18 protein-coding genes are annotated in these 22,107 nt (G+C 63.2%); 5 read left to right on the plus strand and 13 right to left on the minus strand.

From position 1 onward, the window contains the following. Positions 1-158: 158 nt before the first annotated feature. Together Pan44_RS09535 and Pan44_RS09540 are read left to right on the plus strand one after the other, a co-directional pair. Entirely contained in the window at positions 159-491 is a 333-nt protein-coding gene (locus Pan44_RS09535; protein ID WP_145029534.1) for a cation transporter, read from the plus strand. A 158-nt stretch (positions 492-649) separates the two neighbouring features. Continuing rightward, the gene (locus Pan44_RS09540) at positions 650-2,761 is read left to right on the plus strand and encodes a heavy metal translocating P-type ATPase (protein ID WP_197453978.1); all 2,112 of its coding nucleotides are present in this window, start codon (positions 650-652) and stop codon (positions 2,759-2,761) included. 575 nt (positions 2,762-3,336) lie between these two features. Here Pan44_RS09540 and Pan44_RS28080 read toward each other — a convergent pair. The 5 genes from Pan44_RS28080 to Pan44_RS27335 all read right to left on the minus strand — a co-directional run bounded on the left by Pan44_RS28080 (position 3,337) and on the right by Pan44_RS27335 (position 9,197). Then, positions 3,337-3,465, minus strand: coding sequence for a hypothetical protein (locus Pan44_RS28080; protein ID WP_261342602.1), 129 nt, complete (start codon positions 3,463-3,465; stop codon positions 3,337-3,339). A 125-nt stretch (positions 3,466-3,590) separates the two neighbouring features. Then, on the minus strand, positions 3,591-3,779 hold the full coding sequence (locus Pan44_RS09545; RefSeq protein WP_145029536.1) for a hypothetical protein: 189 nt from the start codon (positions 3,777-3,779) through the stop codon (positions 3,591-3,593). Between the two features lie 32 nt (positions 3,780-3,811). Continuing rightward, positions 3,812-6,970, minus strand: a complete 3,159-nt coding sequence (locus Pan44_RS09550) for an error-prone DNA polymerase (protein WP_145029538.1) — start codon at positions 6,968-6,970, stop codon at positions 3,812-3,814. A 3-nt stretch (positions 6,971-6,973) separates the two neighbouring features. Next, positions 6,974-8,533 (minus strand): Y-family DNA polymerase, encoded by a 1,560-nt coding sequence (locus tag Pan44_RS09555; RefSeq protein WP_197453979.1) that lies wholly within the window; start codon positions 8,531-8,533, stop codon positions 6,974-6,976. After that, entirely contained in the window at positions 8,460-9,197 is a 738-nt protein-coding gene (locus Pan44_RS27335; protein WP_231754264.1) for an ImuA family protein, read from the minus strand. Before Pan44_RS27335 ends, Pan44_RS09555 begins: the two co-directional genes overlap by 74 nt. Positions 9,198-9,213: 16 nt before the next feature. On the opposite strand from Pan44_RS27335, the gene Pan44_RS09560 reads away from it, so the two are divergent. Beyond that, positions 9,214-9,969, plus strand: a complete 756-nt coding sequence (locus Pan44_RS09560) for an SOS response-associated peptidase (protein WP_197453981.1) — start codon at positions 9,214-9,216, stop codon at positions 9,967-9,969. 28 nt (positions 9,970-9,997) lie between these two features. Here Pan44_RS09560 and Pan44_RS09565 read toward each other — a convergent pair whose 3' ends face one another. The 6 genes from Pan44_RS09565 to Pan44_RS09590 form a co-directional block, all read right to left on the minus strand. Beyond that, positions 9,998-11,437: an MFS transporter gene (locus tag Pan44_RS09565; RefSeq protein WP_145029545.1), complete on the minus strand. Its 1,440-nt coding sequence runs from the start codon at positions 11,435-11,437 to the stop codon at positions 9,998-10,000. 663 nt (positions 11,438-12,100) lie between these two features. After that, positions 12,101-12,484 carry a carboxypeptidase-like regulatory domain-containing protein gene (locus Pan44_RS09570; protein ID WP_145029547.1) on the minus strand — a complete coding sequence of 128 codons (384 nt, stop codon included), beginning with the start codon at positions 12,482-12,484 and terminating at the stop codon, positions 12,101-12,103. 211 nt (positions 12,485-12,695) lie between these two features. Further along, positions 12,696-13,649 carry a DUF1559 domain-containing protein gene (locus Pan44_RS09575; RefSeq protein ID WP_231754265.1) on the minus strand — a complete coding sequence of 318 codons (954 nt, stop codon included), beginning with the start codon at positions 13,647-13,649 and terminating at the stop codon, positions 12,696-12,698. A gap of 352 nt (positions 13,650-14,001) precedes the next feature. Further along, positions 14,002-14,679 carry a DUF4272 domain-containing protein gene (locus tag Pan44_RS09580; RefSeq protein ID WP_145029551.1) on the minus strand — a complete coding sequence of 226 codons (678 nt, stop codon included), beginning with the start codon at positions 14,677-14,679 and terminating at the stop codon, positions 14,002-14,004. A 242-nt stretch (positions 14,680-14,921) separates the two neighbouring features. Next, positions 14,922-16,169 carry a beta-ketoacyl-ACP synthase II gene (gene fabF, locus Pan44_RS09585; RefSeq protein ID WP_145029553.1) on the minus strand — a complete coding sequence of 416 codons (1,248 nt, stop codon included), beginning with the start codon at positions 16,167-16,169 and terminating at the stop codon, positions 14,922-14,924. Between the two features lie 212 nt (positions 16,170-16,381). Next, the gene (locus Pan44_RS09590) at positions 16,382-16,618 is read right to left on the minus strand and encodes an acyl carrier protein (RefSeq protein ID WP_145034972.1); all 237 of its coding nucleotides are present in this window, start codon (positions 16,616-16,618) and stop codon (positions 16,382-16,384) included. A gap of 447 nt (positions 16,619-17,065) precedes the next feature. Here Pan44_RS09590 and Pan44_RS09595 point away from each other — a divergent pair, with 447 nt between their 5' ends. Both Pan44_RS09595 and Pan44_RS09600 read left to right on the plus strand, forming a co-directional pair. Next, entirely contained in the window at positions 17,066-18,031 is a 966-nt protein-coding gene (locus Pan44_RS09595) for an ABC transporter permease subunit (protein ID WP_145029555.1), read from the plus strand. 148 nt (positions 18,032-18,179) lie between these two features. Continuing rightward, the gene (locus Pan44_RS09600; protein ID WP_145029557.1) at positions 18,180-20,108 is read left to right on the plus strand and encodes an ABC transporter transmembrane domain-containing protein; all 1,929 of its coding nucleotides are present in this window, start codon (positions 18,180-18,182) and stop codon (positions 20,106-20,108) included. A gap of 139 nt (positions 20,109-20,247) precedes the next feature. On the opposite strand, the gene Pan44_RS09605 is transcribed toward Pan44_RS09600, so the two are convergent. Together Pan44_RS09605 and Pan44_RS09610 are read right to left on the minus strand one after the other, a co-directional pair. After that, positions 20,248-20,739, minus strand: a complete 492-nt coding sequence (locus Pan44_RS09605; protein ID WP_145029559.1) for a carboxypeptidase-like regulatory domain-containing protein — start codon at positions 20,737-20,739, stop codon at positions 20,248-20,250. 92 nt (positions 20,740-20,831) lie between these two features. Next, positions 20,832-21,935, minus strand: a complete 1,104-nt coding sequence (locus tag Pan44_RS09610; protein WP_145029561.1) for a DUF1559 domain-containing protein — start codon at positions 21,933-21,935, stop codon at positions 20,832-20,834. Between the last annotated feature and the right edge of the window lie 172 nt (positions 21,936-22,107).

Genomic DNA, 22,107 nt, shown 5'->3' on the forward strand with positions numbered 1-22,107 from the left:
CCGCAGCAGGGCTGCATGTGCGGCTGCTCAAGTTCGGCTACACAGATGCTGACGCCAGCGCTGAAGCCGCAGAAGTTGGCTCTTACCCGAGATCCCGCCGTGGATAACAGGTTCATTTTCACCGCCAGGATTGGCAAAGAACAAGAAGGGATTCCGAGATGAAAACTTTCCAAGTAATGGTCATGTCGATGACGCTGTGCGCCGTCTGCGGTTTCGACGCGATCTCAACCGCGGGGGAGCCTCAGCCCACCATCGTAACGGTCAAAAAGCTCTGCCCGACGTGCGGCAAGAAGATCGTGCAGAAACTTTCTCAGATGCCCCAGGTTGCCGAGGCAACGATGAGCGTCGAAGAGCGAACCTTGCGAGTCCGGTGTGCTCCGGGCGGCTCCGTATCACCCCGGGCCGTGTGGGAGGCCGTCGAAAGCGGCGGGGAACAGCCGGTGAAGATTCAGTGCCCGGCAGGCACGTTCACAAGCAAGCCGCGCGAATAGAACCGTGAGTCACTGCGACGCCGAGGGACGCTCGAGAGCCAAAATGTGCCTAGTCCGCATGCACTCGGGCACCTCCGGCGGCGTATGTCGCCGGAGGCGTCCAAGGGCGAACTCGCCCCGTGCCAAATCGTGAGGCTTCAAGACGAACAGAAAACTCGATGATGCAGCACGTTGATCTTCGCGTCGCCAACCTCGACTGTGAGCATGATGCGTCCCGACTTCGCAGGGGGCTTGCGCAAACGCCCGGAATCGAAGTCGTTCGCATCTCTTCGTCCGCGGCCAAGGTCCGCCTTGCCTTCGATGAAGAACGGACCTCGCGTGAGACGGTCGAATCGCGGCTTGCCGAGATCGGGTTCCCGGTATCAGCAGAGCGAGGCAGGCCACCGGCGGTTAGGCCGTGGAACAACCCAAAGGTGATCACTTCGGTCCTGGCCGGCCTGCTGCTGTTGCTGGCGTGGATCGCATCGCTCGTCGACTTGCCGGAAGGCCTGAGTACCGGCGGCTACTTGCTGGCGGTGCTCATCGGCGGATTCTATTTCGGTCGCGAGGCCATTCAGGACCTGCTGTTCGAGCGGCGGATCGGCATCGAGCTGCTCATGGGCGTCGCCGCCATCGTGGCCTTCGCGCTCAGGCAGGCGGGTGAGTCCGCCATGCTGGTGTTCCTGTATTCGATCAGTGAAGCCCTGGAAGGCTATACGGAAGAGAAAACGCGGTCTGCGATCAAAGCGCTGATGGATCTGACTCCGAAACGGGCGACGGTGCGGCGCGACGGACGACAGATCGAAATCCCGGTCGAAGAATTGCAGGTCGGCGACGTGTTCCTTGTGCGACCTGGCGAGGCGGTGCCGACCGACGGCAAGGTCCTGTCCGGCCGGTCAAGCGTCAATCAGGCGCCGGTCACCGGCGAAAGCGTCCCAGTCGAGAAGGAAGCAGGCAGCTCTGTGTTCGCTGGCAGCATCAACGGCGAAGGCGCCTTGGATGTTCGTGCTGAAAAGACGTTCGCGGAAAACACCATCTCGCGCATCATCGAGATGGTGGAAGAAGCGCAGGAGAAGAAAGGCCAGAGTCAGCGTTTCATCGAGAGGTTTGGCGCATGGTACAGCCCCGCTGTCCTCGTCATCGGCGTCTCACTTGGAATCCTGTCCCCGCTTCTGCTTGACGCGGAGTGGCTTACCGCGTTGACGAGGGCGACGGTGTTCATTGTCGCCGCCGCCCCGTGCGCGCTGGTTATTTCGATTCCCATCACCTTGGTCGCGTCCCTTGGTACGGGCGCGCGGATGGGCGTTTTGATCAAGGGCGGAATTCATGTCGAGCAATTGGCGAACGTGACGGTCGTCGCCTTGGACAAAACGGGCACCATCACGCGTGGACAGCCGGACGTGACCGACGTCGTTTCCGGCGATGAAGCGGCTTTCCCGAACAATGTCCTGCTGTCTGTGGCCGCAGCCATTGAAGCGAGTAGCCAGCATCCCTTGGCGCGAGCGATCGTCCGGCGTTCGGAAGCCGACGGAATCGCGTCCGCGTCGGTCGAAGATTTCCGTTCGATCACCGGCGCCGGGGCCACGGCACGTTATCAAGGGACGATCGTCTACATAGGGAAGCCCGAGTTCTTCGAACGGGAACTCCATGCCGACCTGGGACAGATTGCCGGGACAATCACACGCCTGCAGGCCGAGGGCAAGACGGTGGTCCTGCTCGGGGAGAAAGCGCGAGCCTGGGGACTAATTGCCGTTCGTGACAACGTTCGAGCGAACGCGCGCGAGGCCGTTCGTGCGCTGCGTGACGCCGGTGTCAAGAAAGTGGTCATGCTTACCGGCGACAATGCCCTGGCGGCGCGTGTCATCGCGGATGAAGTAGGCGTCAACGAGGTATTCGCTGATCTCAAGCCGGAAGACAAAGTTACGAAGGTGCGAGAGCTCACGGACAAGCATGGTCGGGTGGCGATGGTCGGCGATGGTGTTAATGACGCGCCCGCGCTTGCTCAGGCCGCGGTTGGAGTCGCGATGGGGGCGGCTGGCACGGATGTCGCCCTGGAGACAGCGGACGTGGCGTTGATGGCCGATGATCTAGAGAAGCTGGTCTATGCCCTGCGGCTGGCGAAGAGAACTCAGAAGATTGTCACGCAAAACCTCGTATTGTCGGTGGTCGTCACAGCGGTTCTGGTCGTCGGTGCACTGATGGGGAGTTTTTCATTACCTGTCGCGGTTATCGGTCATGAACTCAGTGAACTCTTTGTCATCGTGAATGGCCTGAGGATGTTGAAAAGTTAGGGGTCTCTCTCGCTTCCTCGGGGTGTACGTCAAATCGGCCGTTGAAGCGGCACACCCCTGGAGGTGGTTCCATCAGCTGTCGATCGTGATCGCAATATCCCGTCCGAAGCTCGTCAACATGCCCGGAAACTCAGGGAGTTTGCAGCACTCTCACATCTGACGCTTTAACCACATCCGAGCAGTCGTTGTTTGCATCAGGCGGGGTGTGAATTGCTGTTAGGCTTTGGCAAGGCTGCCTCAACAATTGACACAATCGCGGCACGAATCGACGGGGGAAGATCGCCCCAAACAGAGTCGATCAGGTCAAGTTGCTTATTCGCGTAAGCGTCAGGTTGAGTCACATCGCGACAATCAGCGGCCTCGGCGCACTCCCATAACGCTGCGCGCTCTTCCCCAGACTTCCATAACACGTTACCCGTCAACTCCTTCGCAAGATCCGTATTCGGTCTACGGAACCGAAGGTTGGAGGTTCGAGCCCTCCGGGGTGTACCTAGGGCCGCAACGACATACGTCGAGCGGCCCTTTTTGTTGCCCCCAAAGTGTCCCCACTTTTTTTGGGTACCGTTGGGTCCAGGTCACGCTGCCGGAGCTTCTGGCCCGGCGTTCACCGGCTTCCCCAGGAGACGCTGCAGGACAGCCGCATCTTGCTGGATGTCGCCGGGGGCATAGTGCTTCCGAGTCGTCTCCCAGGATGAGTGCCGCATCACCCGGCAGATCACCAACGGGGGGGCCCCCGCGTCCCGCATGCGTTCCCCGCATGACCGGCGATGAGCATGAGCTGACGCGTACTTCGTTGGCCGTCCGGTCCGTTCGTCAGCCGGGCCGACGTTCAACTGCACCCGGTTCCGGGTCGCTCCTGCCAGCTTTTCACGAGCTTGAAACGGATTTCGGAGCGATCGAACTGGATCGAAGGCGTCATGCTGAGGGCGCGACGAATCCGGTTGTCGTCCTCGCGCACGGCGATGATGCCTTCGACCGTCTGTCCGGCTTCGGCCAACGCCTCCTGAACGTACTCCATGAAGTGGAGTGTCTGTCGCCGGGGCAGTCGAGCTACCGAAAATCCCGCGACTTCGGCAGAGCCGACTCGATCCAGCCTGACAAATCCTCGATCCGGTCGACGATCACGTGAATCACGCCATGCTGCCGTTGCACCATGCCGCGGGCGAGCATCAGCCTGGACGTACGTGCTGGCTTGTGGAATCGTTCCCACGTCCCGGCGTGGACGAGAAGATTGACGTGCCCGCATTCGTCTTCCAGCGTGCAGAATGTAATCCCGCTCGCGGTTCCCGGCCGTTGCCGCAGAAGCACCAGGCCCGCGACCTTCACCCGTCGATCCTCGGGCCAATCGGCCAGGCCGCTCGATGGTGTGACCCCGAGGTTGTCGAGTTCATGCCGCAGGAAAGTCAGCGGGTGATTGCGAAGCGACAGCCCGGTCGTGCGATAATCGGCCAGCACATGGTCCCATGCGTGCATCTGCCCCAGCGGCGGGGTCGGTGCATCATCGGCTTGAAACTCCAGGGGGCCGGAGGCAGCCTGTTCGAGGGCTTGCCAATAGCCCTGGCGACGATCGAGCTGGAGCGAACCGAACGCATCCGCTTGAGCCAGGCGGGCAAGGACCGGCCGGCCCAGGTGTGTTCGCTGTCGGAATTCCGCGAGCGAGCGAAAGGGGCCGGACGAGCGCGCCGCCATGATCTGCTCGACAGCCTTGGCCGGCATGCCGCTCACCATGCAGAAGCCGAGGCGGACGGCCGCCTGGCCGGAACCGGCAGGCTTTTCGAGCGTGCATTCCCAACTGCTCGCATTCACGTCGACGGGATGCACGGCCACGCCGTGCTGACGGGCATCCGAGACGAGTTGGGCCGGTGCATAGAAACCCATCGGCTGGGCATTGAGGATCGCCGCCAAGAACGCATCGGGGAAATAACACTTGAGCCAGGACGAGACGTAGACGAGCAGCGCAAATGACGCGGCGTGGCTTTCCGGGAAGCCGTAGCTTCCGAACCCTTCGAGCTGCCGGTACAGGCGCTCGGCATAGTCCGCGTCATAGCCCTTCATCAGCATGCCGGCGATGAGCTTGGTCTTGAACGGACCCAGGCCCCCTTTTCTCTTCCACGCCGCCATCGCCCTTCGGAGTTGGTCCGACTCGCCTGGCGTGAAGCCCGCCGCGACGACGGCCAGCTTCATGGCCTGTTCCTGGAAGAGCGGCACGCCCAGCGTCTTGCTCAGCACACGCTCAACCTCCCTGCTGGGATAGGTGATCTTCTCCTCGCCGCAGCGGCGCTTGAGATAGGGATGCACCATGTCGCCCTGAATGGGCCCCGGCCTGACAATCGCCACTTCGATCACCAGGTCGTAGAACTCTTTGGGCTTGAGCCGCGGCAGCATCGCCATCTGAGCCCGGGATTCGATCTGGAAGACGCCGAGCGTATCTGCCCGCTGGATCATCCGGTACACGGCCGCATCTTCCTTCGGCACGTTCGCGAGCGTCAGCTCTCGTCCATAAGTGTGTTCGATGAGCTGGAACGCCTTCCGAATCGCGGTCAGCATTCCGAGCGCCAGGCAATCCACTTTCAGGATGCCCAGTTCGTCCAGGTCATCCTTATCCCATTGGATGACCGTCCTGCCCGGCATGCTCGCATTCTCAATGGGGACCAGTTCGCAGAGCGGCCGATGCGACAGCACCATGCCGCCCACGTGCTGGCTGAGGTGTCGCGGAAAGCCCAGGAGATCCTTCAGCAGAAACTTGAACTGCCGCATGATCCGGGAGCCCGGATCGACGCCGGCCTCGTGGAAGCGCCGGTCAAAGGTGCTGGCATCCTCGGCATAATGCTCCATCACTCCGGCCATCCGGCCGGCCTGGTCGAGCGACATGCCCATGGCTTTGCCGATGTCGCGGACGGCCGAGCGATGCCTGTAGGTGATGAGTTCGGCCGTCATGCCCGCCCGTTCGCGGCCGTATTTCTCGTAGACGTACTGGATCACTTCCTCGCGGCGTTCATGCTCGAAGTCGATATCGATGTCGGGCGCTTCGCCGCGTTCTTTGGAGATGAACCGCTCGAACAGCACGTCGATCTGCTCGGGATCGACCGAGGTCACTTCCAGGCAGTAACACACCACCGAATTGGCGGCCGAGCCCCGCCCCTGGCAGAGAATGTTCCGACTGCGGGCGAACCGCACGAGGTCCCACACGGTGAGGAAATAGGCCTCGTATCTCAACTCGGCGATGAGCGCGAGTTCATGTTCCAGCAGGGTCCGCACCTTGTCCGGGATCCCATCGGGATAACGTTGGCGGGCGCCCTCCCAGCTCAGTTTCGCCAGATGCTCTCTCGGGGTGACGCCGCGAGGACACAGTTCCTCCGGATAGTCGTATCGCAGCTCGTCGAGGCTGAAATGGCAGCGGCCGGCGATCTCCAGCGTCCGTTCAATCGCCTCTGGCGCGGCCGCAAAGAGCTGCCGCATCTGGCCCGAGGATTTCAGGTGCCGCTCGGCATTGGGGAAAATGCGGGGGCCCAGTTCAGAGACCTTGCAGCGGTGCCGGATCGCAGTGAGGACATTCTGCAGATAGCAGCGTTTCGGGTCGTGATAATGCACGTCGTTGCTGGCGACGAGCGGCAGATGCGTCGCCCGCGACAGCTCCTGAAACCGCTCCAGCCGCCAGGCATCGTCCGGACCGTGATGCAATTCGCCGAACAGGTACCCGCGATCGCCGAAGATGTCGTGGCAGAAGGAGAGCGGCGACGTGTCTTCACTCAGTGGTGACGACACCGCCAGGCCGAGCAGTCCATCAGCGTGATTGGCAACGTCGTCCAGGCTCAGCAGACACTCGCCTTTCTTCGTCCGCCGGCAACCCAGCGTGAGCAGCCGACAGAGATTCGCATAGGCGCTTCGATCCGTGGCGAGCAGCACGAGCGATGGACCGTCCTGTGGCGCGATTTCCGCGCCGATCAGGAGCGTGAGGCCCGTGCGCTTCGCAGCCGCATGAGCGCGGACGACACCGGCCACGCTGTTGCGATCCGTGATGGCGAGGGCCGCGTAGTCGAGTTCCGTCGCCCGGTTCACCAACTCGTCCGGATGCGACGCTCCTTCCAGAAAGGAGAAGTTGGTTTTGCAATGCAACTCGGCGTATGGAATCCCGGAGCCTGCAGACGCCGCCAGATGAGGCGACACCGTGACATAGGGACGTTCTTTTTCCCGCGGAAGCTCGGGCATGGCTCAATCGAAGACTCCATTCAGGAACCAGTCTCCTTTCGACGGATCGCGGAAGATCCACAGCCATTCGCCGGTCTCCAGTTCGACGCGGTAATACTCCCGGTGGCACTGAAGTCGTTCCCACCAGCCGGTCTCGATCCATTCCGGTCCCCACCAGCGCGTGACCGAACGGAGCTGGTCCTTCCATCTCACCCGCTGGGGTGGGCCGTCCGGCACCACCGACCAGACGATGAGGCCAGCCGGCGCCAGCAGCGTCGCGGGTCGCTCCCAGGGCAAGGACGGTGTGATCTTCGGAGTGGAGAATCTGTTCGGCCGCGCGGCTTTCGTTGAAACCGCATCGATCCACGGTGACACAGCGACACTGAACTCCGGCTGGGCATCGGGAGAGAGCGACGCTCGCAACACCGCATCCCTCCCCAGGCGGCTGCTCAGCCGCTCGATCAACCGCTCCACGTCCTGGCATGAAGCCGACTGAAGGCCATTGTCGAATAACGTTCCGGGCCGATCGGTAGGCGCCATCGTCCGGGTGGCTTCCATCCAGACGCTGTGAACCGATCCGGGAAACGGCCGCTGCTCCCATTGAAGCACGAGAAGATTCAGCACATGCCTGGCGTCTTCTGCCGGGCGGACCAGCTCGACGGTATAAGTTTCACGTCGCTGGCCCGCGGCTTCGAATCGGCACAGGCATTGAAGCAGGCCGATGCCGCGATACCGGCAGACATCAAGAACGTCGGTGAGCAGCTGACCGCAAATGATCTCCAGGGCCGCCTGATCGCAGGTCGCCTCTTCGGACGCCCATCTTGCAACGATCGGCTCGGGCTCACGAACGGGAATCAGCAACTCCGGATCAATGCCGAGCGCCTGGCGAATCCGTTGAACGACGATTGGCTCGAATCGCGAGGCCAGTTCCGCCCTGGCGAACCGGAGCAACTGTCCGACGTCCTCAATCCCGAGTCCACCCAGGGTGTGAAGGGCATCGCCAGGCAGTCGCAAAGCAGCGAGCGGGAGTCGCGTGAGGGAAGATTCGGTCGCTCCGCTCGGAACGGTGACGATGCTCCGGCTGGCATAGTGGGCCAGCGCCCAGGCCGCCCCCACCGTGTCGGCCACGGCGCAGCGGAGCCTCCATTCTTTCGCCCTGAAGAGCCGGACAAGCGCCCGCACGAGCAATGGCTCGCCGCCGAACAGATGCTCGCAGCCATCAAGATCCAGAAACAGGCATTCCGGCCGCTCGCCCTCTTCCATCGCCGTCATCGGACTGAAGCGTTCCCGGCATCGAAGTGCCAGCTCATGCAGGCATTGACGATCGACCTCCGGCTCCATCGGAAGCAGCAGGATGCTCCCTTGTCCTTTCAGTAAAGGATGGCCGGCGAGAATCTCCGCCTCCGCCCGCGACATGCCGGGCCGCAGGCCAAGCCGGCTGGCGGCAGGCGAACAAACGGCGAGCCGCTCGCCTCGAGGCGTGGTTTCCAGCAGGGCGAGCGGACGGCGCCTAGCTTCCGGTCGCTCGGAGCGCAACCGCTGGATCGGCCAGAGCGGGAGCCAGACGCACAGGATTCGCGGCATGGGGACAAAACTCCACGTCTGCGACTCCGCCGCCAAAATGAGACCGACACCGAACCAGTTCCACACGGAATCGTCGCCCGCGCAGCGGATCTGGGCGGGCATTCGAGGAAACAATCGGCACCGGCATCACCCGCCAGCGCACATCCGCCCAGCTCGGCTCCTTCATCGCCCGAGCGGGCCGTACCAGCAAGCCGAGTCCGCCCCCATGCTCCGCAGCGACCTGCAATCGCCGAAGCGCGACCGACGACGTCTCGGGAAGCCATCCCAGGCAAGCGGCCATACCGGGACAGCGGAGCGATTGCTCCCAGGCCCATAATGCGTCGGCAGAACTTGAGGGGCGGATCAGCACCGCCCGCTCCAGCGGAATGCCCCATCCCGGCAGGCAGGCCGGATAAACCTGCCGCTTCGGATCGATGATCGCGACGACCGAAGCAGCGCGGGACTTCATCGCCTGTGAAGCCGCCAGCAGGGCGAAAGTGAGTCCGCCTTCTGCGGCATGGGAGAGCCATTCGGTGAGCCCCCCGGCTTTCAATCCCCTGTTGGGCAGCAACTGGTCGAGGGCCGACGCCCCCGTGGACGAATGGCCTTCCGAGATGGCGCGAACCGCCTGCCGGCGTTGGAGCTCGTGGGCAAGCGCGCTCAGGACATGGTTCGGAGTGGCCATGCGATTAAGTGTACACATGAACACGTTTCACGCAACCGCTCATCCGCCAATCGCAGTTCCGCCCGGCTCCCGTCCGGCCGCTACAATCCCGATCATGTGCGCCCGCTATAACTTGCGAATCTCGCCGCAGAAGCTCGCCGAGATCTTTGGCGTCGTCCGCAGCGTCGAGTACCAGCCTCGCTTCAACATCGCCCCGACGCAGACCGTCGTGGCCATTCGCGAGCAGAACGGCGAGCGCGTGGCGACGAATATGCGCTGGGGACTCGTCCCGTCCTGGAGCAAGGACCCGAAGGCCGGCAAGCCCCTCATCGTCGCTCGCGCCGAAACCGTCGCGACGACCAATGCGTTTCGGTCTGCCTTCAAGCACCGGCGCTGCCTGATCCCCGCGACCGGCTTCTATGAATGGGAGCATCGCGGAAAAGAGAAGCTGCCCTACAACATCCATCTGCCCGGCGACGAGCCCTTCGCCTTTGCGGGGATCTGGGAGACGTGGAACGGCGGCAATCAGCCGCTCGAATCCTGTGCCCACATCACGACCGAACCCAACTCAGACATGGCGTGGCTGAAGGATCGCATGTCGGTGATCCTGCATCGCGACGACTGGCCGGCCTGGCTCGATCCGGAAATTCGGGAGCCGGAGCCGTTGCTCTCACTGCTGCATCCGTGGCAAGGCACGCGGCTCGAACTGCAACCGCTCGATCCCGTCATCAATAGTTCAAAGATCGAGGGCGAGCAGTTTTTCCGGCCGCTCGACACTCCGGCCTCCGGCTGAAGGCGCGCCGGACCGGATCGACCGCCGTCTACGCGGCCCGATCGGCCGGAGCCGTGCTCGTGATCAGCCGGGTCGTCCGCACCGCGGCCTTGCGGCGGCGACCTGAACTCAGGCGGATCGACTGCCGGCGAATGATCTGGATGGCGAGCAGCCTGTGATCGGCCGCGGTCGGTTCTTCGATGCGGCTCACGAAACGCAGGGTGGTCGCCCGCATCACGGCGCTGGCGCAGAACAGCAGGTGGAAGCCGTTGACGCTCCAGCTGCCGAGCGTCGTATTCCAGCCGTGGAGCGACGTCAGGATGGCTCCGCAGCTGATCGAGGTCGCACAGCCGACCAGCCCGGCCATCGCCATGCCGGAGGCGATGAACATGGCCCGGTTCCTGGAGGGGGACTGCTTGAGCAGGAACCCTTCCTGGCCGATCTGGATGCCGATGTTCATCGCGTGATCGACCATGAACGCCGGCGCGAGGAACATGAACGCCAGGTTCGGATCGCGCGGGGCGAGCAGCAGCACGATCATGTTCAACGGCTTGAACAGGGTGCAGTAGGTCAGCAGCGGCTTGTTGCCGTGACGTTCGGCGAACCGGCCCAGGGCCGCCGCCGAAAGAGCGCCGCCGATCGCGGAAACAGACCACAGCATCAGCACCTGGAACAGGCTCATCCCGATGTGCTGCAGCAGATACAGGCTGATGAACGGGGCGCCGATCATCGCCGCGAAGTGCCACATGCAGGCGTACTTGATGAACGACCGGAATGCCGAGTTCCGGAACGGTTCCAGGAACACCTGCTTCCAGTTCGCGCTGGCGGCCGGGTTGACCGGCGGTTCCTCGATCCTGAGGAACAGGCAGAGGTCGATCACGCCGACAATCGAAGCGAGAATGCACAGGTGGGTGTAGCTCTGCTGGATCGTCATCCCGGACAGCGCGACATACAGCGCGCAGGTCGCGAGACTGGCGGAGATCGTCCAGTTCATCCACCGCTGGCGGATGCCCCAGAAATCGCTGAGACCTTCGCGGGGAAGGTAGTCGCCCATCCACGACATCCACAGAGGCGAGCCGAACTGGGCCAGGCCGTGCAGCGCGATGTTCGCGGCGAGAAACACCCACACCCAGCCGGTGTGGAAGACACCCGGCCAGAAGACCGGAGCCAGCGCGACCGGCACGAGCAGCGTCCGCTGGATCAGCGACAGCCCGAACCACAGGGGGCGGCGGTAGCGCAGGCGGTTGGCGGCAAGCCCGGCCAGGAGCTGCATGAACAGCATACCGGTCGGGAGGGCGTTAAAGACGCCGACGTGGAGACCCGTGCCTCCGAGAGCTCGCGTGTATTGAACCGCTGCTGCTGAGGTGACGATCTGAAGAAACGCAGTGCCCAGGCAGCCGGCGATAATGATCGCGGTCTGGGCTTTCCGTAAGGGCCACAAGGGAGTCACTCCGATGCCGCATTCATTGCGGCCATTCACATTCGCCATCGCCACCGTCTTGAGCCGGACCTGGGCATGACGAATGGGAATATGGATCGTCCGACAGCCGAGTCAGTTCGCACAGATTTGTGCGGGAGCGCGAAGAATTCTCAAGATCCGTGTCTGGCGGACCGTGGGGAAGGGGGCGGCGACACGAAAACGAAGATCGCCAGGCGTCAAACGCCCTCCGAGCCATCGCCGGCCACTGACCTCCCGCCTGTCTCTTCAAACTCCTCGGCCGCAGACGACAGGTGCGAGAAGCGCTCTCGCCAGCCTGCCTTTCCCTGATGGAAAGGGTCCCCGATGGGGGCGGGGTTCTCGCAGATCGCGGGCCGAACCGCAATCGGGGACCACTCAACACCGCGTGCGGCCGACGTCCGCGACATGAAACCCACCTTAAGTTTGGCGGCAACATCATGTTCCGCTGCGGCCGAATCTGCCATTCGACAGTCAGCCGGAACCGATCACCTCTCGGGAGGCTCGGGCGGGCGATGTCCAACTGAGCACAGACTGTCGCCGGGCGGTCGCAGGTGGTCTCCCTCGGTTTGAACGTCGGCAGGGGGAAGACGTAGGCATCCCTCCGGGGTCTGGCCGATTCGAATCGCGACAAAAAAAGCCGGAGGGGCCAGCCATTGCGGCCCTACCGGCGGAAGGACGATTTGCCCGCGCGGGTTACAGCTCGAACTTGAAGTCGTTCGGGCCGGCCTGGGTGACTTCCTGCGTCAGCTTGCTCGCCTCGTTGTACTTGCGGGGGATCAACTCATCCCCGGCCTCGCCGGACATCTTGCTGATGCGCACGGTGTACTTGCCGGGAGCAGCGCCGGGGTTCGTCCCCATGTACTTCAGCTCAAACTTGCCGGCCGCGTCGGTGTTGCCGACCGCCAGGGGGCCTTTTTCCGGCTGGAAAGTGACGATCGCGTCAGCAACCGGCTTTCCGCCCTGGGTGACCGTGCCAGTCACGGGGGCGAGTTCCGGAAGCGGGGGCTCGCCCGTCCCACAGCCCGTGGCGATGGTCATTCCCAGAATGGCAGCAATCTTCAGAAACCTGTTCCGCATTGGTATGAATCTCAAAAAAATGATGCCTCGCCTGAATGGGGAGCTGGCAAATCCGGCCCCCTCTCTGAATCCCTGACCGAAGCCACGACAGCGTCCGAAGGGCGCTGTTGGAATCCGGAAGGAATGTGACCACGGCCGCGGGAGGCTTCTCCGCAGCCGTGATCCAGCCGTCAACGACGAACGATCGGGCGTGTGCCCGGGTCGCCGGTGTTTAGAACTCTCCGATGACTTCGCCGTTCTTGATCGAAACGAGTCCGGTGATCGTCGTCATATCGACGTTCTGGCTCAGGAAGCGGATTGCTCCATCCCCCAGCAACACGTGAGCTCCGCCGGTGTGCGCGCTTCCCGCGCCCCAGGCGTACACATAGGGCTGCGGAGGAGTCGTCGCATATGGCACGTTGATGCCGCGGCTGGGCACGATGTACATCGTGTGAGTGTACTGGTTCCAGTACGGCCCGGCCTGGGCGACCTGCTTCTGCAGCGGCGTCTCGATGAACAGCATGGTGTTGCTGGTTCCGTCCTGGATTTCGCCGATCCGGGCGGCGCCGTTGTGCCACCAGGCGGACTTCGTGTTGTCGTTCACCGCCCGGTACGTTTTCGCCCAGATGGACGCAGTGCCGATTTCCGTCTGAGCCGTCACGAAGCCGTAGCTCGTGCGATGGGCCCGGTTGCGGGAGTACGGGCCCGCAGCGGTCGAGGTGCTCGGGTTATCGGTCGGCGTTCCCGAAGGACAGAGGAAGCCGGGGACGACGTTGTCGAGCGCGGTCAGGTTGGGCCAGGTCGAGCCGACGGTCGCCGAGCAAGCGGTCGTGTGCAGCGCGTTGCCGGAAGGGAGGCTGAAATTGATCTGGTTGTACAGCGGCCCCTGATCCATGTAGGGGAGCATGAACATATAGCCGGTGTGATTCAGAACCTGCCGGTTCGGCGCCACGAGGAACAGATCACAGCTCGCCGCGCCCGGATTGATCGTCGCCGGGGGGAACATGTTCATCGTGTCGTGATAGTTATGCAGTGCCAGCCCCATCTGCTTGAGGTTGTTCTTGCACTGCGTCCTTCGTGCGGCCTCCCGTGCCTGCTGCACGGCCGGCAGCAGCAGGGCAATCAGAATCGCGATGATGGCGATGACGACAAGCAGCTCAATCAGCGTAAAACCAGAACGTCTCACTCGTACCATTACTCAAACATTCCCTGAACGAAAACAACGTAATCAGCGATTGGGACTCTTGAGCGACTTGCCGCCAGAACGGCGGTCCAATTCCGCCATGCAGCAGAGAATCTGGCGGCGTGACAGTAACCGGCCCGGAGACGGCCCGCCATGACATCACACACAATCACCCTGTGATTATTGGTTTTCCCGCACGGGACCAGCGCGGAGCTGCTGTCAATTCAGGCCAGGTTGCCTGGCAACTGGACAACCGGGCCCGCGTTCGTCGAACCCGGGGCCGATGTCCCGGGAAAACCTGACTCGGGCTCGTGGAACTGGCTGGCCTCCGCAGCGGCCGTCCCCGCGACCTCTGTCAGGTACTCAAGTCGACGTCGTCCCACGCGCCCCCCGGCGAGAGACACCAGGCGAGGCCGTGACGCCGCTCGTGCACCGTGCCTCCGTCCGCCACCGGATGGAATCCCTTCGGAACAGTGCGGCGTCCGACCTGCGCGCTCCGCACGGCGTTGTGAGCGCAATAGAAATAGTCGGTCAGCTCGATCACCCTTGCCGTCGGCTGCGGCGTGGATTTCGCGACAAGATCGTCCACCGAGCTCTCGAGTCCGGGCAGGAACTTGAGCAGCATCTCCAGGATGGTCTCCCCCGGGATCATGCCCCCCAGCGCACCGGGAGTGCGCCAGAAGCCCAGGACCCAGGCCAGTGACCACATGTTTTCCAGGCGCCAGCCAATCGCGTCGACGTGTCCGGCGTGGGCTTCGTCCCGGTCGAGCGCCCAGATCTCCTGTTCTTCCGGAGTCATCATCTCAGTCAGGCGATTGATCCGGTCATACTCGCGAATGCGCGGCCCCTGGGTCTCCAGATCGGCGACCCAGGTGTAGAGGGCATCGAGCGCCATCAGCCGATGAGCGATTTCCCGAATGGGCCGAAGCTGGATCAGTTTGTCGTTGAGAGGCAGGCTGCCCGCGACTTTGAACCCCTCGTCGCGGAGCCGCGCCAGGTTCCGCTCACGAATGTCACTAAGATTGGGTTTCATCGAAGATGAGTGTGCCGCCCGCCGGCGCACAGGGCAATGACCGCCACGACGATTCGCCGGCGGGACAAGTCCGTCACCTGGCGAGACGCAAGGCGCCCATGGAAAGTGGCATCCCGTCACGTCACTGAAATCGGCGATACATCCGGATCAATTCCCGCAAGCCGCCGGTCGGAATGAAGCTGCCCGGGCCCCGTCCGCGCCTGGCGACCCGGCAAATGGCCGTGGCCCGGCGTTCGAGCGGGCTATTCCGGCGCTTTGCCGAGGACCAGGCAGGCGTTGTGGCCGCCGAAGCCGAAGCTGTTCGACATGACGCGGTCGACCTTCAGGCTGCGGGCCTTGTTCGGCACGTAGTCGAGATCGCACTCGTCGTCGGGATCTTCGAGGTTGATGGTCGGCGGGACGACCTGATCGAGCAGGGTCTGGACCGACACCACGAATTCGACGCCGCCCGATGCGCCAAGCTGATGACCGATGGCGCTCTTCGTGCTGGAGACGCAGAGCTTCTTCGCGTGGTCGCCGTAAACAGTCTTGATGGCGATCGTCTCGGCCTTGTCGCCCTGGGGCGTGCTCGTGCCGTGGGCGTTGATGTACTGGATCTGGTCCGCGGTCAGCTTGCCATCGCGGAGGGCGCCGGCCATCGCGCGGGCGGCACCGCGTCCTTCGGGATCGGGGCTCGTCATGTGCGAGCCGTCGGCCGACATGCCGTAACCAAGCACTTCGGCCAGGATCGTCGCTCCGCGGGCCCGTGCGAACTCGAGTTCTTCGAGGACCACGACGCCGGCGCCTTCGGCCATCACGAAACCGTCGCGACCTTTGTCGAAGGGGCGACTGGCTCCCTGGGGGTTGTCGTTGCGGGTCGAAAGGGCCTGCATGCGGGCGAAGCCGGAGAGTCCCATCGGGGTGATCGCGGCTTCACTGCCGCCGGTCACCATCACGTCGGCCATGTCACCCTGGATCAGCTTGAAGGCGTCGCCGATGGCGTTGGTCGCCGAGGCACAGGCCGTGGCCACCGCGCTGTTGGGGCCTTTGAGCTTCCAATGGACGGATACGTTCCCGCTGGCGGCGTTGACCATCAGCTTGGGAATCATGAACGGCGAGACGCGCTGCGGGCCGCGGTCGAAGAGGGCGGCGTGCTGGGCTTCGATTTCCGAGAGCCCGCCGATGCCGCTGCCGATGAGCGTGCCGTAGCGGTAGGCGTCGCCCGCGCCGAGGTCGATGCCCGAATGGGTGATTGCCTTGTGAGCGGCAACCATTCCGAACTGCACGAAGCGGTCGATCCGGCGGATGTCCTTGTCGCCGATCTCGAAATGCTGCTGGATGTTGAAGTCGGAGATTTCGCCGCCGAACGAAACCTTGAATTCCGAGGCGTCGAAACGCTGGATCTTTCCAACGCCGCTTTTGCCGGCGCAGAGATTGTCCCACAACGCTCGGACTTCGCAGCCGAGAGCTGTAACGACACCCAGACCTGTGACGACAACTCGTCTACGCATGACAGTTCATTCCGTCATTCCACTGATGACGGGCGCCGGGTTGGAAACATCCTGTTTTTGCGGCAGCACGACTTCGGAAATCCTTTCCGAAGCTGAATTACGACTTCCACCGGTCGCCTCCATGCATTGGAGACGACTGCGGCGGGCCGTCAAGTGGCTGGCCTCTCGCCAACCCCTCGCTGCCCGCCGTCCTGGCCAGCGGCCAGGCGGCCTCAGCCGGACCGGGCCTTCTTCACGTAATTGACCGCATCGCCGACCGTCTTGAGCTTCTCGTAGTCTTCGTCGGGAATGCTGATTCCGAAGTTGTCTTCGAAGGCCATTCCGAGTTCGACAAGCGCCAGCGAGTCAGCCTTCAGGTCGTTGATGAAGTTCTTGGATTCTTCGACCTCTTCGCGCGGAACGTCCAGCTTATCGCTGACGATGTCCTTGACCTTTTCCGCGATCTCCATGTCCGACACGTCTTGCTCCTTGGTGCGGGAGGGCGGTCACCGCCATTCCCGTTCGATCTTTTTCGCGAGTTTTTTTGCGATCATCAATCCCGGGCGAGCCACCTGCCCGAGACGCATCCGATGACCATGATGCGGCCTGAGCCGCCTGAATCTCCATCTTTCAGCGACATTCGTCGCCGTCTGTTCCGCCTGCCGACAGCCGGACGGTGGAAGATATAGCGGGTGGTTCTGATGGTGTAAACGGGAACTAGATGGTGGGTTGGGGCAGTTTCGGCAGGAGTTGCGGGTCCGATCCATCCGCGCCAACCGCTCCCCTCAGAGGGACGCACTCTGCGGCCCCCTCCAGAGCCCGTTTTCCGAGGGGAGTCAGTTTTTTCCGGTGGGGGCCTCGGTTAGAGTGAAAGCTCGTTTTTTCAGCTGTTCTCCCGGTTCGATTGCGTTGGTTCCATGCACACGACCCTTGCGCAGGCGGCCGCCCCGGCGACCGTGGCCTCGTCCAATCTGATTCTCCTGGCGGGCCTGGGCGTCTTTGCCATCCTGCTGGCGCTCTTCAACTACGGAACGCGGGCCGGAACGATCGCCCGCGCCACCTGGAAAGAATGCCTGCGGCAGCCGGTGTTCTCGATTCTCACCGCCGTCGGCGTCCTGGTCGTGATCGCGAACATGATCGTTCCGTTCTTCGCGATGGATGACGAAACGAAGATGTTCATCGACTGCGGTCTGTCGACGATCCTGATCTGCTGCCTGCTGCTGGCCGTCTGGACCGCGAGCATCGCGGTCGCAGAGGAAATCGAAGGCAAGACGGCGATGACCCTGCTGTCGAAGCCGATCAATCGCCGGCAGTTCATCCTCGGGAAATACTTCGGAATCCTGCAGGGCGTGCTGACGCTGCTCGTCGTGCTCGGGCTCGTGATGTATGTCTCGACCTATCTGAAGTTCGGATACGACCACAAGGAGCAGGCCAAAGGGGCCCTCGAGTACTACGTGATGGCGGAAGGCAGCAGCATTCCGAAGCCCGAGCCGCAGCGCCTGGCGGCGGCGAACGCGATTATCCCGGGCCTGACGCTGATCCTCATGGAAGCCGCTCTGATGGCGGCCGTGAGCGTCGCCATTTCGACGCGGCTCCCGATGTTGCCGAACATGATCACCTGTTTCGCCATCTTCGTGATCGGGCACCTGACTCCTGTGCTCGTTGCGGCCGGCAGATTTAAGCTCGTGTTTGTCCAGTTTTTTGCAAATCTGGTCGCCACGCTGCTGCCAGCCCTGGATAATCTCAATATGTCCCCTGCGATCTCGACAGGGAAAACCATCCCGGTGCAGTACGTGGCGCTGAACGCCGTTTACACGGTGGCGTATGTCGCTGCGGCGATCCTGGTGGCGTTCCTGCTGTTCGAAGATCGCGATCTCGCCTGATTGATTCAGGCAGGAAGTTGGGGGGTCGGGTCCCAGGCGACCGGCTGATCGGAGACCGGGCGGTCGCTTCGCGGGACAATTCGGCAACAACGTTGGGAGATGAAACCGACAGCAGGAGGGAGCGCTCCGGTCATCCGCTGCACGGCTTATGTCTCTCACACCCTTCGAACAACTTCTTCCCACCCGGGCATTGGGCCGCGGGCGAGGCCTGGCCGCCTGGTTCTGGGGCATCGTCGGGGCCGTCGCACTGTGCGGCGTCCTGGTGTCGATCGCCCTCATGCTGGACCTCTGGATCCACCGGGGCGAGCTGCCGCTCCGGGGCGACGACGTCGCACGGGCCCGCGAATTCCTCGTCGTTCCCGGGCTGGACGACGGGATCGAGTTCGTCACCCTGACCGATCAGGGGCTGGCGCCGACCGTCTGGAGAAATCGTGACACCTGGTGGGGCCGCACGCTCGCCTGGATTTACCGCACCTTCCCGGCGCCGCGAACAAACCGCGGCGCTGTCGCGTTCCTGTTGATCGTCGGGATGGGGTGCGCTCTTGTGCGGATCGCCGCGCGGGCCCGCGTCCGACGTGCGGCCGAAGAATACGCCCTCCAATCCGCCTCGAGCCTGCGGTCGCACCTGCACCGCCAGACGCTGCGGATCGGCCTGGGAGACCTCGAAGGGGACCGCGCGACCCGCGCCCAGCAACTGTTTGTCGATGAAGTGAACGCCGTCCGCGACGGACTGAGCGACTGGATCACCGGCCTCTGCCGCGACATCCCGACCATCCTCGCGCTGTTTCTGCTGGCAGTGCTGGTCGACTGGCGACTCTCGCTGATTTGCCTCCTGCCGCTCCTGGGCGTCTGGTGGTTCGTCGACTTCGAGCAGAAACAGGGCGAGGCCCGCCGCCAGCAGGCGCAGCTCAACGCAGAATCCGCCGTCCGGCTCCTCTCGGCCGGGCTCTGCCAGTCGCGGCTGGTTCGCGGCTATGCCATGGAAGCCTTCGAGCAGGACCGCTTCCACAAGAATCTGAACCAGTTCCAGTCGGAGGTCTCGGCCGGCCGGAGAAGGCAGTCGTGGTCGCGAAGGCTGGCACGGGTCGCCATCGCCGCGCTGGCGGCCATGATGCTGTATTTCGTCGGCGCCGCGGTCCTCGCCCATCGCCTGGCTCCGGCCGACGCTTTCCTGCTTCTCTCATCGTTCCTGGCGGCGACCCCGAGCGCCAGCGTCTTCGGAATGCTCGCGGCCTCCCGCAAGGCCGTCGACAAGGCGGGGATTCCGATCTACGCCTTCATCAACGAGATTCCGGAAGTCGGGCAGGCCGTGGGCGCGAAGTTTCTCGAACCACTTTCCCGGACGATCATTTTCGAATCGGTCACGGCCCGCCGGGGCGACCGCGACGTGCTGAAGCAGCTCGACCTGCGCATTCCCGCCGGGAAAACGACGGCGATCGTCTCACTCGACCCGCTCGCGCCGCGCACGCTGGGCCACCTGCTGCCGCGGTTCATCGAACCGCAGTCGGGCAGGGTGCTCTACGACAGCGAAGACATCGCTTGGGGAACGCTCGAATCGCTGCGGGCAGAGACGCTGTACGTCAGCGGCGAAGACAACTGCTTCAGCGGAACCGTGCTCGAGAACATCACGGGCGGCGAAGGGCGGTATTCCGTCTCGGACGCGGCCGATGCGGCCAAGCTGGTGCATGCCCACAGCTTCATTCTGAGATTCCCGATGGGCTATGAAACACTCATCGGCGAACGGGGAGAGCGCCTCGAGCCGGGCCAGGCGTTTCGCATCGCGCTGGCGAGAGCCATTCTCCGGAAGCCGGCAGTCCTGGTCGTGGAAGAGCCCGACTCGCCGCTGGATGACGACACCAAGGCGATTCTCGACGACACGTACCAGCGGATCTCACAGAACCGGACGGTCATCTTCCTGCCGCACCGCCTGTCGACCGTGCGGCGGTGCGACCTGATCGTCCTGCTGGCGGAGGGGAAGGTCGCGGCGATCGGCTCGCATGCGGAACTGCTGAAGAGCAGCGAAGTCTACCGCCACTGGGAATACGTTTCGTTCAACGCATTCCGCAAAAAAGGCTGACCCGCAAACGCGTCGCGGGCCAGCCAGATTCCTCACAGCCAGGTTCCTCAGCAGATTGGCGGATCATCCGGCGAGGGCAGGGCCAGTCCAGAGCGATGATCGCCCGGCCTGTCCTGCGTCGTGAACTCTCCAGACGCAGCTATTCGATCTTGATGTCGAACGTGCTTGGAGCGGTCGGGACGGTGTGAGCCAGGCCCGAGCGATCCTCGTACTCGTACTTCTTCGGAAGCACGTTCTTCGCCGGAGGAGTCGGCTTCGTCTCCTCCTTGTACGCCTTCTGCTCCTCTTCATAGCTGATGAAGCGCTGCTCCTGTCCGCCGGCCGGAGCCGGCGGCGGGCCACCTTCATACTTCAACACCTTGATCTTGTAGCTGCCCGGCTGGGCGCCGTCGTTCTGCGCGAACGTCGTCACCGAATACTTGCCGTCCTTGTCGGTGATCGCCGACGCCGGCTGAAGCTTCTGGTCGTCGGGAACGAACAGGACGCGGGCCCCGTCAACCGGCTTCCCACCCTGAGTCACCACGCCGGTGACCGGGTAGACTTCCGGCTTCGCCGGCTCACCCGAGCAGCCGGCCTGAAAAACAGAAAGCAGGCAAACGCCCAGCGCGCAGAGGGAGTTCCAGGGTTTCATACCGACAACCTTGGTGGGGAGATGAATGAACGAAAACAGCGGATGCCCGGAACGTCTCCGGGCATCCGCGCCGTAATGATTGGCTGGAGAAATCAGAACTCGCCGACCGCCTCGCTGCCCGCGATGGAGCCGATCCGGCCCCACGTGCCATAGACGCTCTGGCCACCACCGACCGGCTGCTGAGCGGCGGTGTTGCCGGTATCGATGTTGTCGCTGATGAACCGGACGGCGCCGTCACACATCAGGCCGTGCACGCCTCCGGTGTGGCGGCTCTGCGGCGGGAGAACACTGTTGTTCTGGTCGCCCCAGTTGCCGCCGTCAGCACAGATCGGGGCATTCGGCGGGAGGACCGTGTTGAACGACACCAGCGTCGACGGACCGTCGGTCCACTTGATGCCGCGGCGGCCGCGAACATTCGTTCCCGACACGTAGTACCGACCGTTCACCACGGTGCGGCACAACGACGGAGAGGCAATCAGTCCCGAGATGTTGTTGGCGAGGGCCATGCCGATTTCGATCTGGTTGGCAGCGGCGGTGAAGCCGACGTCCGGACCGGCGCCGGTCGGAACCTGCGACAGCAATTCGCTCATGGCGATCGTGTTGCTGGTGCCGTCGACCACGTCGCGGATCGAATTGAAGAATGCCCGGCCGAACAGGCCGCGAGTCCGGATCGCGTTGTTGATGTTCTCGACCTGATCGCCGTGGCTGAAGCAGTAGCTGTGCGACGAGGGCGTGGTGGCTCCGTTGTCGGAGGGACACTTCAGCATCGGAGGCGCGGTGTTCCACACGGCCCAGTTCTGGTCGCCGCGGGGGCCGCCCGGAGCGATCGGCGTGCCGGCCGTCGGGTCGCCCGCCTGGATCTGGTTGAACATCGGCGCCTGGTCGAAGTAGGGCAGCAGACCCACGAACCCGGTGACGCGTGCCGAATTGCTCTGCTGCACGGTGCCGGCAACACTCAGGCTCCAGGTTCCGGAGCTGCCGTACTTTCGCTCGGTGAACTTGCCGAACACATCATGGTAGTTGTGCAGAGCCAGCCCGAGTTGCTTCAGGTTGTTCTTGCATTGCGTGCGGCGGGCTGCCTCACGGGCCTGTTGCACAGCAGGAAGGAGAAGTGCAATCAGAATGGCGATGATCGCGATCACCACCAGCAACTCAATCAGCGTGAACCCAAAACGACGAAATCGATAGCGCGACACTGAAATCCCCTTCGAAACGAGTGCATACAGGGAAAACTGCCGTCGTGGCGGCTCCAAGAGGAGCCCGATGAATTGAGATTCATGCTAACTCGCCGCTTTGTCACCAGCAAGAAGGAAGTCTGGTGCGTTGACGAAACACCCTCCTCATGTTCCGTCTCTTCACAATTGTTGA

Source organism: Caulifigura coniformis (assembly GCF_007745175.1).
Classification (GTDB): Bacteria; Planctomycetota; Planctomycetia; order Planctomycetales; family Planctomycetaceae; genus Caulifigura; species Caulifigura coniformis.